The organism is Thioalkalicoccus limnaeus (assembly GCF_041197575.1).
GTDB classification, from domain to species: domain Bacteria; phylum Pseudomonadota; class Gammaproteobacteria; order Chromatiales; family Chromatiaceae; genus Thioalkalicoccus; species Thioalkalicoccus limnaeus.
The window spans coordinates 1-12385 of record NZ_JBDKXB010000048.1 but is presented as its reverse complement, the minus strand read 5'-3'; the positions used below and the strand labels follow the sequence as shown (position 1 = coordinate 12385).

Genomic DNA, 12385 nt, shown 5'->3' with positions numbered 1-12385 from the left:
TCTCAAGTAGGAGATACCCGCACCGGCGGATCCATCCGGTCTCCCGTTCTGAGCAACGGGCATGCCACGGCACCAGCCAGGTGTGCCGCATGCGCTCGAGGGAGATGCTCGGATTGCCGCCGTACCGGGCCGAATTGCGTTGTCAGGGGAGCGCAGCGCGGGCGGGGTCGGCCGTAGAAGGGGCAGCCGGGCAAACCGGCCTTGGTTCAGCGCGACAGATTGTCCCAGCCCGGCCGTACCACTGGGCCAATGTGTCTCATCGCTGACGCGCCGCGCCTCGAGCGCCGCGCGGTCGCCTGCGCGAGCTCGCGCAGCACGGAATCAGTATCTACCCAGCCGATGCCAGCCTCGGTGATGCCCTGGCCGAAAACAAGATCCTCTACGGAGCTCAGATCCTGCCGGCCACCAACGGGATGGCTCTCCACCCTGGTCCCGAAGATCCGCCGCTCACCGCGGGCAACTCGGCCGGCAACGGGCGTCGCGCGAGGTCGCTCCGCCACGTTTCCGCGCCTTGACTTTATTGCATCCCACCTCCACTAGCGCCCTATCGGAGCCCCAGCCTGGACCCTCAAGGCGGCTCGAATGTTCCTATCCGCCGGCGGGGACCCGTTTTCGCGTCCGTTACCGGCCGTGTCGTCTCAGAGCAAGGGATCCGGAGGGCTCCGCTGCTCCGTGTCCGGAAGATGATTGTGGAGGTACGGGATTATGTTGAATGGATTTACGACAGCCGCCGTCTCGGCTGCCTTTGCCGCCATGGCCACGGTGGTGGCTCTCATCGCCGCGCCGCAGGCAATGGCCGACGCCGCCGCCGACGTGGCCGTCGAGGATCCCTATGTCCGGGCCGTGCCGCCCGGGCAGCCGAACAGCGCGGCATTCATGGTTCTGCGCAACAACGCGGGCGACGCCCATGCCGTTGTCGGCGCGCGGAGCGCCGCCTCGAAGGTCGTGGAGCTACACAGCCACGTCGAGGAGCGGGGCATGATGACGATGCGTCGCGTGGAGAGCATCGAGGTACCCGCGCTCGGAGAGACGAAGCTCGAGCCGGGCGGTCTGCATGTGATGCTGATCGGCCTTGGGCGGGATCTGGTCCCCGGTGAGGACGTCGAGCTCACCGTCGAGTTCGAGGATGGCTCAGAGCAATCCTTCACGGCCCCGGTCCGTGCCGTGGAAGGCGTCCCAGGCCAGGGAGGCGGGCATTCGGGGCACTAGATGAACGAATCCTGACGTCCCGTTGTCGACGAGGCAATTCGCGCAGGCACGACGCGCCGGTGCAGACCGTCCCGCGCGTCGGGGTGCCGTCGGTCTTGGGAGAGCGGAACGAACTCGCGTTTCCGGCGGGTCCCGCGCCGACAGCAAACGAGGTGAGGCAAACATGACCACCAGCAGCGAAAACCAGGCCGTGCGTACCGGCCCCGGTGCGAGGCCGAGGATTCTGGCGATCGTCGCGGCGCTCGTGGCGGCGACCGCTCTCGCGGTGCTCGCCGGCCTGTACGCCACCCGCAGCGGCGAGCAGCCGACCTCCGGGCAGGGCTACCCGGGGCTCGGCGGCGATTTCCAACTGCAGTCGGCGAACGGGCCGGTGGCGCTTGCCGATTACCGCGGTAAGGCGGTACTCATCTACTTCGGTTTCACGGCGTGTCCGGACGTCTGTCCCACCGCGCTCGGCGTACTCGCCGGCGCCCTGCGGCAGCTGGAGGAGGGCGAGCGCGAGCGGGTCCAGGTATTGTTCGTTTCGATCGACCCGGAGCGCGACACACCGGAGCGGATGCAGCAGTACACCCGGTACTTCCATCCCGATTTCATCGGTCTGACCGGCACCCCGGAGCAGATCGCCGACGTCGCCGAGGCGTACCGGTTTTTTTACGGGAAGGTCCCGCTCGAGAACTCGGCGTTGGAATACACGATGGATCACTCGGCGACGACATTCGTCGTCGGGCCCGACGGCACGGTCCACTCGTTGCTCCACCACGGCGTCGCCGCGGGCGAGGTCGTCGAGGAGCTGCGGACCGTCCTCGCCGGCTGATCCGCACGCCGGCAGCGGGTACGGCGCTGCGCGTTCCCGCACCGTTACGTCGCGGCGCGCCGACAGTTCCCCACGGGTGCCCAGACGATCGTCCGGCTGGTGGCCGCAACCTCCTCGATGATTGCCGGCCTCCTCCAACCGACGGCGCCTGCGCCGCATCCGCCTCTCGCCCGAGGGAGGTGCAGACCTCGATGCGGTGGTTGCTTCGAGGGCGGGGAGGGTGAGCACGAGATTCTCGGACTGGCGCTGCGGGGTTCAGGAGGCTCCGAGGGCCCCGTCGCGAGTCCCGCGCATGGTCATCGGACGTGCAATGTGAGTCCTGAGACCCGGCACGCGCGTACCCGATTCTTGTCCATCGCCGCAAGATCCCGGTTCAACCCGTTCTCTGCCACCGACAGCGCGTGCTTGCTGTCCGTCGTCACCACGAACCGTTTCTTCCCCTTCACCACCAGGCCCAGCTTGTTCATCCGCTTACGGACCCCGTCGCGCTCAAGCTCAAGGGCTTCGCTTTCCCTCCGTCGTCATCGTTCACCTCGGTCGGTAGTGTTACCACCTTGGCGAGTTGTCCGGGAGGATTGGAAGACTCCACATTATTGCCCGAACCGGCACGATTGGGGCGCAAACAGGAACTGCCAACAGGCAGGAAGGCGGTTATGCTTCCTATACACATACGTGAGTCGAAGGTCTGCTTGCCTTCACCACAAAGCTGATCCACGATCACGGCAACCTGGCGATTGATACACTCGACGAATGAAAACACCTGCCCCTTGTGTTCAGCACAATCACCGACAGCGTAGATATCCGGGTCGCTGGTACGCATGGTGTCATCGACCTTGATACCCTTGCCGACATCAAGGGCCGCTCGCGCCGCAAGCTCGACGTTGGGCTTCAGGCCGATCGCCGAGATCACGACGTCGCGTTCCATGGTGCGCCCATCCTCGAATTGGATCTGCAGCCCGCCGTCTCCTTTGGCGACATCCTTGATCGCGGTGCCGAGTACAAACTCGATCCCGTTCTGCACGTATCGATCGTGAACGCAGGTGGAAACACCCTCGGACACCACGGACGACAGCAAATGCGGGGCTTTATCGTTGATCGCGACCTCATGCCCGGCACGAGCAAGGTGATCGCCCAATTCACATCCGATCAAGCCGGCACCCAGAATCAGTACCCGCTTGCTACCGCTGTTCAGCAACTCCGTCAGTGACTCGAACTGATCCAGGTCATTCAGCTGATGGAGATGCTGCTGGATACGACGATCGTAGAGACGGAACGGCACCGCGCCCGTCGCAAGCACCAACTTGCCGTAGTCCAACCTCCCGAAGTCGACCTTGCCTTTGTTGATCAACAAACGTTTCTTCTTACGATCGAGTCCAAGCACCTGGGTCCGTGCCCGCAAGTCCACGTCCAGCAACTGCGCGCGCTCCGGCCCTCTGGCAATGACCAGGTCACCACGTGACTTGCTGGTAACGGACACGGACAGGTGCGGCTTGTAGTAGTAGTCACCATCATCTTTCGTGACGATGGTGATGGGGCCTTTGGCACCATTCTGGCGCAGTCGCTCGGCGATGGACCAACCGCCGATCCCAGCACCGACAATCACAATGTGATCGCCTTCCTGGTCTTCGTTGCGTTCGCCAACGGCCTGCGCATGCTCGGACAGACCGGCAAATTCAAAGCTTTCGCGAGGATCGCCACAAACCGAACAAAACCATTCCTCCGGAAGGTCTTCAAATCGAGTCCCCTGGGCCGCCCCGTGAATCGGGTCACCCATAGCTTCGTCGTAGATATGCGCGCAAGTGCCGCAACGATAACGTTTAAAATCCATCGTCCTTCTCTCCGGTATTAATGTGGTGATCGAAATGATCCTGAACCGCGCCACTAACAACGGCGATAGATATTGGTCATTACGACACGAGAGCCTAAGCCAAAACCCCCACCACCGGTAGAACCCCCGTACGACTTCTCAGCGGCCCATGCCACTGCCTCGACGGTACCCTGAGCACCCAGATCCAGCCACTTCGTCCATACCTGCTGGGCCGGGCCTTGCAGAGCTGGCCCATAGCGATGGCCATCTTCGCCTCTTCCGAACCGCGATCAGCCCAAAGCCCCGCCAGGCCTTGCTAGACACTCCCCTGCGTGCCAGCCGCAGCCCAGACACTGAGGGTGTTCAGGTCAAGATTAGGACGTAGTGCGCCTGATCGAGGACCAAAGGCCATGCCGGGACCTTGGTCGTGAGCGAATCCTTCACCGACCAGCCCCTGGTCGTCCGCCACCGCCTGCTCAATCGCACCCGGAGCGCCGAGTTCGCGGGTGGCATACACGCCCTGGCACTCCACACCTGGACGCCTGAAGAATGGTTCGCCAAGGGGGCGCGTGCCCGAATCGCGATCTTGCCAAAGGGGTTCAAAGGCCGGCTGACCAACGACTCGGCCGCTGTTTCTGTCAATTCAGTCTCGAATGCCTACCGGATATTGGCGGCATCCAGTGCATCCCGTATCTGGGCAGTCGTCTGCGGGATCGCGAATTTTGCCAGCGGCGTCCCATCCGCGCTAAACAGGATCACGGTGGCGTCGACCATGCCAAACCTCCGGGCGAAGGCCTGCCCATCCGGATGCCCGAGGTGGACCGCCAGAAACTCGACCTTGTCCTTGTAGTCCGGCCGAATCCGATTTAGAAGGTCCATGACCTCGGCGCCGGCAAGGTAATTCTTGTCACGGGCCACCACCAGTGCCGGGGTGCCCTGGCCGATGCGCGACAGGTCTGTCGAGAAGGCGCCCCGAGGGAGTTGAGCCCACAGCAGTGCGCCCACGCAGACGATCAACACCAGGGTCATCAGGGTCTTAGCCCAGCCCGGCAGTCCCGGTGCACTTCTCGTCTTGCCGTTCATTCCGTCACCTCTCTTTCTGCGGCAAGGGGGTTGGCGCACGCTCGATATTCCGAGCGTCTTACTGATGTCACGCCGCGACTGTGTGACCCAGTTGTAGCTATTTGTGTCCCGGCCGGTCGTTTTTCACCAGATGATGGGCGTGCCCCTGGCATGCAGCCGATGCGATAGAGTTGACAGGATTCAGTCCTGTTCGCTTGCCCCCAGTGTGAGGATGAATGTCGCCTCCCCCTGGGGAGTTTTGTGTGATCTGGGGCATCATGGGAGCCGGGGCCCCTATCGCTCAGCCCGAGCTCGAATTCGATCAGCGTATCTCCAGGTATTTGCCGTCTCCTTCGGGAGGCGGTGTCGAGCGCCCTGGTCTCGCCTCCGTCCGGCACAACCCCAAACCCCGCTCCAGCGCGCCGCTTCGGCCTGCCACGGGCGTCGCGCGAGGTCGCTCCGCCATGTTTCCGGGCCTTGAGTTATCACACCCCGCCTCCATCAACGACTTGTCTCAGCGCCAGCCTGGACCCTCGAGGCGGCTTGGATTTCCTATCCGCTGTTTCTGTGCGGCGGCGCGGCGGTCTCGATTTCCGGCGCCGCGCTCAGTCATGAACTGAGGTTGGACTGCCAAGTAACAGATCCGAGCGAATATACCCTCACTAATAGGAGTCCCTCCATGAACCGCCGCCATTTCGTCCGGTCCGGGCTGGTGCTGTTGGGCATCGCTCGGCTGGGCGACGCGCTGGCCGTAACGCCCGAATGTGCCGACGAACCCACGCTGTCGCAGACCGCCGGACCCTTCTACACTGCCGGTTCGCCACAGCGGGTATCGTTGATGGAGCCCGATCTTGTCGGCGACCGTCTGCTGCTGAGTGGCCGGGTGCTGGATCGCGACTGCCGGCCGCTGGGCGGCGCGCTGCTGGATTTCTGGCAAGCCGACGCCGAGGGTGTCTACGACAACCGCGGCTACCGGCTGCGCGGTCACCAGTACAGCGACGAGCGGGGCGAATACCGGCTGGAGACCCTGGTGCCGGGTCTGTATCCGGGTCGTACCCGGCATATCCATGTGGTGGTCGCGGTAACGGGGCAGCGGCCGCTGATCACCCAGCTGTACTTTCCGGACGAGCCGCAGAACCGGCGCGACTGGCTGTATCGGCCAGAGCTGCTGGTCACGCTGAAGGCCGGGAATGATCCGCTGCGGGCCGGTTTCGACTTCGTGCTGAGGTAGGTCATGCCGCTGCGGATGGATGGTCGCCAACCATGCCCGTTCGTAACTGATTCGGACCGTTGAATGCTCGCGCCAAGCGCGCGACTCCTTCGCGGATCTCCGTCTCGCTCAGCGAGGAATACCCCAGCAGCAGGGTCCGTTCCCGGTAGTTGGTCCGGTCGAAATCGATCGCGCCTCCACCATCCAGAGCATAGACCCCGACCCCGGCCTCCAGCGCTAGGGCCTGCAATTCCGGGGCACTCGGGTACTCTGTCGGCAAGTGCCAGACGGCATGCATGCCGCCTTCGAGACCGCTCAGGCGAACCGCACCGAAGTGCGCGCGCAGCGACTCCACGAGGCAGTCGCGGCGGCGACGATACAACTGGCGAATGCGGCGCAGATGGCGATCATAGCTGCCGCTGGCGATGAAGTCGGCCAAAACGGCTTGGTCCAGCCACGGGTTGCCGTTGTCAAGCAGCGCCTTGAGGGTGCGCGCCGGTTCCACCAGTTCTTCCGGCAGCACCATGTAGCCGAGTCGGAGGCCGGCACCGATGGATTTGGAAAACGTTCCCAGATAGATCACACCGCCCTGTGGGTCCAGTCCGGCCACAGCGGTCAGCGGCGAGCCGGCATGCCGGAAATCACTGTCGTAATCGTCCTCGACGATATAGGCGCCGGTCTCCTCGGCCCACTCCAGCAAGCGAATCCGGCGCTCGAGCGACAGTGTTCCGCCCAGGGGATACTGGTGCGATGGGGTCACATAGGCCAAGCTTACGGGGGTCGCGGGCAACCGTTCGCTCATCAGGCCGTGCTCGTCGACGGGGACCGGCCGGAGGTGCGCACCATGGTGCTCGAACACATACGCGGCACCTTGGTAACAGGGACATTCCAGCACCACCGTCGCACCATCGTGGACCAAAAGCCGAGCGGCGATATTGAGCGCCTGCTGGATACCGGCCACGATCACGATACGTTCGGGACCGGTGTTGATGCCACGTGCAGGACCGAGGTAGTCAGCGATCGCACGGCGCAGGGCGGACAAGCCGGAGGGATCGCCGTACTCGGTGAGCGGCTGACCGCCGATGCTCAGATGGTGCAGCAGGCGCCGCCGCCAGGCCTTGGTCGGGAAAGTATGAGGATCGGGCCGCCCCACCCAGAAATCGATCGCTAAACGATGACGATTGGGATTGACTACCGCCTGGGCGCGGATCGGAACCCGCGGTGACCGAAAACGAGGCGCGCGCGCGGTCGGTTCCGGCGAGGCGAACACAGGATTCCGCGGCAGGCACAGGGATTGCTCGGGTAGGCTGCGATTGACAAAGGTGCCGACCGCGGGCCGGGTCTGCAAATACCCTTCGGCAATCAGCCGCTCATAAACCAGCAATACCGTATTGCGCGAGACTCCGAGCTGTTCGCTGAACGCCCGGCTGCCGGGCATGGCCGAGCCAGGCCTTAACCGCCCGTCCAGAATCAGGCGTCGGATCGTATCGAACAACTGCTGCTGCAGACTGTGCGGAGCATCGGGATCAACGCGAATGGAAAGTTGCATGGTTACTCTCCTGGATACTTCTCTCTGCTAAAGCACGCCTAGGAAAACCCGCGTTAGTACCACGCGGCCGACGAGATCTGGTACCAGGCGAACGATCGAAACCGGTGCCACCGGCGCCGTGTTTTTTTTACCGCGTGGTACTACCCATAGCAACGCGAGGCACCCAGAGTGTGCATACAGATCGATTCGAAGCTCGTTTCCGCACAACGGCACCGGGAGGAAACCGAAGATGATGACCCATTCGGTATGGCGCAGTGCATTGGCAATCCTGATATTGCTGGCTGTGGGCGGCGCACGGGCGGAGATACCCCAGGCCCTATTCGACAATCTCGGTGTGGATCGCGGCGCCGAGCCCAAGACGCTTTACGATGCTCTGGTCGAGCGCTACTACGACCCGGAACAAGGCTATGGCAAAGGCAAGTACGCCGATTTCTGGGAGCCCATTCCGTTCAGCCGATATCTCAATCCGAGCCTGTTCTACGAGCCGCCGCAAACTGTGCTAATGACGGCAACCCGGCAACAGTGCGTTGACTGCCACACTGGCGTTTCTCCTGGATGGGTACACTCCTGGGGCGCCAGTGCGCATACCGATTTGGACCAGATCCGACAACTGCCGGATGATGATCCGCGCGCCTACAAAAAGGACCGCCTCGCCGAGGTCGAGCGCAATCTGCGCTCGCTGGGTAAGCTGGCCGAGGATGTCCCCCTGAAGGAGGTCGGCTGCATCGACTGCCATGTCTCCGTCGGGGCCACGCACGGGGACCATGCCAAGGATCTGCGCCTGCCGGATGCTGCAGTCTGTGGTGCCTGCCATTTGCAGGAGTTCGCCGAGCGCGAATCGGAACGCGACACCCTGGACTGGCCGCAGGATCAATGGCCCAAGGGCCGGCCTTCGCACGCGCTGGATTACCACGCCAACGTCGAGACCGCCATTTGGGCGGCGATGCCGCAGCGCGAGGTGGCCGAGGGTTGCACCATGTGCCACACCAACCAGAACTCCTGCACCAACTGCCATTCCCGCCACGAATTCTCCGTCGAACAGGCACGCAAGCCGGAAGCCTGTTCGGTCTGCCACAATGGCGTCGACCACAACGAGTACGAGAATTACCTGCTATCCAAGCATGGCATCTTGTATAAGACCCTCGGTCACAGTGTCGATTGGAGTGTGCCGGTCGCCGACTCCATGGCGGCGGGTCAGTCCTTCCCGACCTGTCAGAGTTGCCACATGGAATACCGCGGCAAGTTCAGCCATAACATGGTACAGAAGGTGCGCTGGGCGTTCAATCCCACGCCGGCGATCGCCGATAATCTCGATCACCCTTGGTTCGAAGAGCGGCGCGGGGCCTGGGTTGCCACCTGCTCGACTTGCCATTCGGTAAGCTTCGCGAATGCCTATCTGGAGCTGATGGATGAAGGAATCAAGCAAGGGCTGATCGTCGAGCAGGACGCGAAAAAGGTCATCGAGCAACTACACGCCGATGGGCTATTGCCGGGGCAAGAGAGCAACCGCCCGGCCCCTCCGGCCCCGGAAGAGGACGCTCCTGGTGGCTTCTTCCAGCTGTTCTGGGCCAAGGGTAACAACCCCTCGGCGGTCGAGCGAGAATATGCCGAAATGTGGGAGCAGGACTTGATCAAGCACTACAAGGGATTGGCTCACGTCAACCCTGGCGGCTGGACCTACACCGACGGCTGGTCGCAACTGCTGAAGCGCACCGCGCGGATCAACGACGCCGATACCCAACTGCGTGAAATGGCAGCACTGAAAGCCGATCTCGCTGATCTCAAGGCGGCGCAGACGACCGCTTGGTTCTCGCTGGATACCCCCGCCAAGCAGGCATCCTTCGGCGCCCTGGGAATGATTCTGCTGGGGCTGGGCGTTGCCTCTGTGGCGAGTTCGCGGCGCCGCACACCCAGCGATCGGTCATGAGCATCGGAGCCACTCGCGCCGCCGGTATCGCTCTGCTGACGGCCGGGCTTGTGATTCTGGCCTGGGTGGCCGGGTCACTGGCCAGACCGGACGCGGAAGGGCATCGATACGAGTTCGTTGAGGAGGGCGTGGCGGGAGAATTCCAGGATCTGGCTTTGGATGATTGGCCGGAGTTGCCGATCCAGCGCTACGAGATCCATGCCCCGGAAACGGACTTCCCCCTCGCTCGAGTCTTGATCGGTTCGGATCGGGAAGGTAAGCCCTTGCTCCTGGAATGGCAAAACCTTACCACCGAGCCGGTCATCACCCAGACCGCGTCGCTGGCCGAGCTGCGCGACCTCGCCCGGGCAATTACCGTGCACACGCCGGACGATGCGCTCATCCTCGCCTGGTGGGATGTTTCGCGGCAGCTCGAACTACTCAGCGGTCGCGAGACGCTGTTCGAAACCCACCTGGGCGAACCGCTACTACTGCCTCACCATTGGAGTGGAATCCGTTCCGCCATTCAAACCACCGAACGCAACTTCTGGCAAGACGGCGGCTCGACCGAAGCATTCATGCGTTTCACCGAAGCCCTGTTGCAGAATGAATCGACTGGCGCGGAGCAGTTGCGTGCCTTGTCGGGCAATCGGCCCAGCTATCTCGTGCTACACGTCGCCGACGCTTACAAAATGGGTGCTCTGTACCCCGAGCGTTTCGGGACCGGTTATCGCGACTTTGCCAATACCGGCCAGACCCATGGACTGATCGGCCGGGTCAAGGAATGGCTGCGCGTACATGATTACCCGGGCTATACGATCGCCGAATCCTCGCTTCGAAGTTTCCGGGTGCAATACCTGACCGATGAGCCCACGACGCGGACCCTGCTGGCACAAGCGTTGCCCTTCAGCACATCGAAAGTGATGATGTCGCAAGACCTGGAACCGGTCTATCAGCAGGGCGGATTTTGGGTCTATAGGCTGGCACAGCAAGGCCGGGGAGTCAGTACCGAAAGCCATGCCGCGAGTGAAATATACCAATAGCTCCCATCGCATCTTCGCTGCGGGAGCAAACCGGTGATGCAAGCCATCGTTTGGTTCCATCAGCCTGACCCCGATGACCTGATCGGCGCGGTTGTCTTCACGTCTGCCGTGGGGCCGGCCTCAGGAACAGCAGCGGCCAACGCAGCCGAACACTGACATCCTGGCTGCTACTGATGGTGGGCATCGGTCGATTTCATTGACCTGGTTCCGTGAACCACAGACAACTGGCTGGCCTCTGAATCCGGTCGCGGGCCATGTATCCAGCTCCGCGCGCTGGTGCGGCGGTATCCTATTGTCAGGTTCCGGTAGATTCTCACATTCGACCCGTTTCGCGAACCAATTCAGCGCCGCGGCGCTTCCCCTCGCAGCCTATTCGCCTGTGATATCCGGTATCGTCATTTTCCGAGAGCACGCCCATACGTCATTCACGCCACGGATTCGGGCATATGGGTAGAATGATGAGAGTTATGCGGTGCGTCGCAGCGCGCAACTGGTATACGATGACACGACGCACGCGGTCTCACCACGGAATGCCGGGATCGCCTCCGGCAGAATTGGGAAAGGCGGTTCTTTTGTGTCGGCTAGCGGCTTAGTCGCCGAACTACTCGAAAACGTTAGTCAGTTCCTTGCTGCCGCAGGCAAACAAGCCCGTGATGCGGCAGACATCCGACGCCGCCTGCCTGAGTCTTGTAGGATTACGAGCTTGGGTACGCACTGTCGCGTGCCCGAGGCATTTGCTTCGTGCGTCTTTGACGGTGTTGTACGGTGAGGGTCGGGAGCATGAGGGTACGTTCACAAACGGGAAGGGTTGTTCAAGTCAATGTCAACCCCGAGGGCGGTGTGCCCAAGAACGCGGTTGAGCGGGCCAAAGTGACGATCAACGGTGTGTCAGGCGACAAACAGCGCGACCTGAGGCACCACGGCGGCCCTCAGCGGGCAGTGTCGCTCTTTTCGCTCGAACTGATCGAAGCCTTGAAGTCTGAGGGCCATCCGATTGCGCCAGGCACAACAGGAGAGAACCTCACAATCAGTGGCCTGGACTGGGCAGTCATCAATGTCGGCGACCAGCTTCGGGTCGGCGAGTGGGTTGAACTGGAGATTACCGGCTTTGCTTCACCATGCGCCAAGATCGCGGAGTCGTTCAAACACCACAGTATCAAACGGATCTCGCAAAAGGTTCACCCAGGATGGAGCCGACTCTATACAAGAGTCATCACCGAGGGAGTGGTTCAACCCGGCGATATGGTGATCTGGCAGGGCGATTTAACACGCGCTTAAGGGCACCTTGAAAAATTCAAGGTGCCCGCGCGGGGCAAGGATGCCCCGCCATTTTCAGTCGCCTAAGCGATTGAAAATGGACTGAAGCGGAAATCGCGTTTTCGCTTCGCGTCTTGAAAACTGCCCGGATGGCAATTTTTCAGAATCCCTTTAAAACTCCTTTTTCAACTCCTTGACCGCTATAGCCTATAGTCTTGGCTGGCGTTCAGCGTAAGTGGCGCGGCGCTCGAGGCGCGGCGCGTCAGCGATGAGACACATTGGCCCAGTGGTACGGCCGGGCTGGGACAATCTGTCGCGCTGAACCAAGGCCGGTTTGCCCGGCTGCCCCCTGTCACGGCCGATCCCACCGGCGCTGCGCGCCGCTGACAACGCGATTCGACGCCGCCCGCCGGCAATCCCATCATCTCCCTCGAGCGCACGCGGCACACCTGGCTGGTGCCGTGGCATGCCCGTTGCTCAGAACGGGAAACCGGATGGATCCGCCGGTGCGGGTATCTCCTACTGAGG

10 protein-coding genes and 1 pseudogene are annotated in these 12385 nt (G+C 62.4%); 7 read left to right on the top strand and 4 right to left on the bottom strand.

Translation table 11 applies throughout. From position 1 onward, the window contains the following. Window positions 1-705: 705 nt before the first annotated feature. Together ABC977_RS17575 and ABC977_RS17570 are read left to right on the top strand one after the other, a co-directional pair. Window positions 706-1209 (top strand): copper chaperone PCu(A)C, encoded by a 504-nt coding sequence (locus tag ABC977_RS17575; protein ID WP_369668578.1) that lies wholly within the window; start codon window positions 706-708, stop codon window positions 1207-1209. A 163-nt stretch (window positions 1210-1372) separates the two neighbouring features. Further along, window positions 1373-2023, top strand: a complete 651-nt coding sequence (locus ABC977_RS17570; RefSeq protein WP_369668577.1) for an SCO family protein — start codon at window positions 1373-1375, stop codon at window positions 2021-2023. A 296-nt stretch (window positions 2024-2319) separates the two neighbouring features. On the opposite strand, the gene ABC977_RS17565 is transcribed toward ABC977_RS17570, so the two are convergent. Next, complete coding sequence (locus ABC977_RS17565; protein WP_369668576.1) at window positions 2320-2490, bottom strand: hypothetical protein; 171 nt, start codon at window positions 2488-2490, stop codon at window positions 2320-2322. Next, a complete protein-coding gene (locus ABC977_RS17560) occupies window positions 2487-3851 on the bottom strand; it encodes an FAD-dependent oxidoreductase (protein WP_369668575.1) in 1365 nt (454 codons plus the stop codon). The genes ABC977_RS17565 and ABC977_RS17560 overlap by 4 nt, the downstream gene beginning before the upstream one ends. Before the next feature lie 406 nt (window positions 3852-4257). Here ABC977_RS17560 and ABC977_RS17555 point away from each other — a divergent pair. Further along, window positions 4258-4320 (top strand): annotated as a pseudogene (locus ABC977_RS17555) (hypothetical protein); the annotation flags it as partial. Between the two features lie 167 nt (window positions 4321-4487). On the opposite strand, the gene ABC977_RS17550 reads toward ABC977_RS17555, so the two are convergent. Further along, window positions 4488-4913, bottom strand: a complete 426-nt coding sequence (locus ABC977_RS17550) for a hypothetical protein (RefSeq protein ID WP_369668574.1) — start codon at window positions 4911-4913, stop codon at window positions 4488-4490. A 658-nt stretch (window positions 4914-5571) separates the two neighbouring features. Between ABC977_RS17550 and ABC977_RS17545 the strand changes: the two genes are divergently transcribed. Continuing rightward, the gene (locus tag ABC977_RS17545) at window positions 5572-6123 is read left to right on the top strand and encodes a dioxygenase family protein (protein ID WP_369668573.1); all 552 of its coding nucleotides are present in this window, start codon (window positions 5572-5574) and stop codon (window positions 6121-6123) included. Window position 6124: 1 nt separating this feature from the next. Here the strand turns inward: ABC977_RS17545 and pdxR are convergent, their stop codons facing one another. Then, window positions 6125-7651 (bottom strand): MocR-like pyridoxine biosynthesis transcription factor PdxR, encoded by a 1527-nt coding sequence (gene pdxR, locus ABC977_RS17540; protein WP_369668572.1) that lies wholly within the window; start codon window positions 7649-7651, stop codon window positions 6125-6127. Window positions 7652-7985: 334 nt separating this feature from the next. Between pdxR and ABC977_RS17535 the strand changes: the two genes are divergently transcribed. The 3 genes from ABC977_RS17535 to ABC977_RS17525 all read left to right on the top strand — a co-directional run bounded on the left by ABC977_RS17535 (window position 7986) and on the right by ABC977_RS17525 (window position 11878). Beyond that, window positions 7986-9578 (top strand): multiheme c-type cytochrome, encoded by a 1593-nt coding sequence (locus tag ABC977_RS17535; RefSeq protein WP_369668571.1) that lies wholly within the window; start codon window positions 7986-7988, stop codon window positions 9576-9578. Continuing rightward, complete coding sequence (haoB, locus tag ABC977_RS17530) at window positions 9575-10600, top strand: hydroxylamine oxidation protein HaoB (RefSeq protein WP_369668570.1); 1026 nt, start codon at window positions 9575-9577, stop codon at window positions 10598-10600. The genes ABC977_RS17535 and haoB overlap by 4 nt, the downstream gene beginning before the upstream one ends. Before the next feature lie 840 nt (window positions 10601-11440). Further along, on the top strand, window positions 11441-11878 hold the full coding sequence (locus tag ABC977_RS17525; protein WP_369668569.1) for an MOSC domain-containing protein: 438 nt from the start codon (window positions 11441-11443) through the stop codon (window positions 11876-11878). The last annotated feature ends 507 nt before the right edge of the window (window positions 11879-12385 follow it).

Coding starts and splice junctions, on each gene's coding strand:
- ABC977_RS17575 (WP_369668578.1), top strand. CDS start 706: ATGTTGAATGGATTTACGACAGCCGCCGTCTCGGCTGCCTTTGCCGCC.
- ABC977_RS17570 (WP_369668577.1), top strand. CDS start 1,373: ATGACCACCAGCAGCGAAAACCAGGCCGTGCGTACCGGCCCCGGTGCG.
- ABC977_RS17565 (WP_369668576.1), bottom strand. CDS start 2,490: ATGAACAAGCTGGGCCTGGTGGTGAAGGGGAAGAAACGGTTCGTGGTG.
- ABC977_RS17560 (WP_369668575.1), bottom strand. CDS start 3,851: ATGGATTTTAAACGTTATCGTTGCGGCACTTGCGCGCATATCTACGAC.
- ABC977_RS17550 (WP_369668574.1), bottom strand. CDS start 4,913: ATGAACGGCAAGACGAGAAGTGCACCGGGACTGCCGGGCTGGGCTAAG.
- ABC977_RS17545 (WP_369668573.1), top strand. CDS start 5,572: ATGAACCGCCGCCATTTCGTCCGGTCCGGGCTGGTGCTGTTGGGCATC.
- pdxR (WP_369668572.1), bottom strand. CDS start 7,651: ATGCAACTTTCCATTCGCGTTGATCCCGATGCTCCGCACAGTCTGCAG.
- haoB (WP_369668570.1), top strand. CDS start 9,575: ATGAGCATCGGAGCCACTCGCGCCGCCGGTATCGCTCTGCTGACGGCC.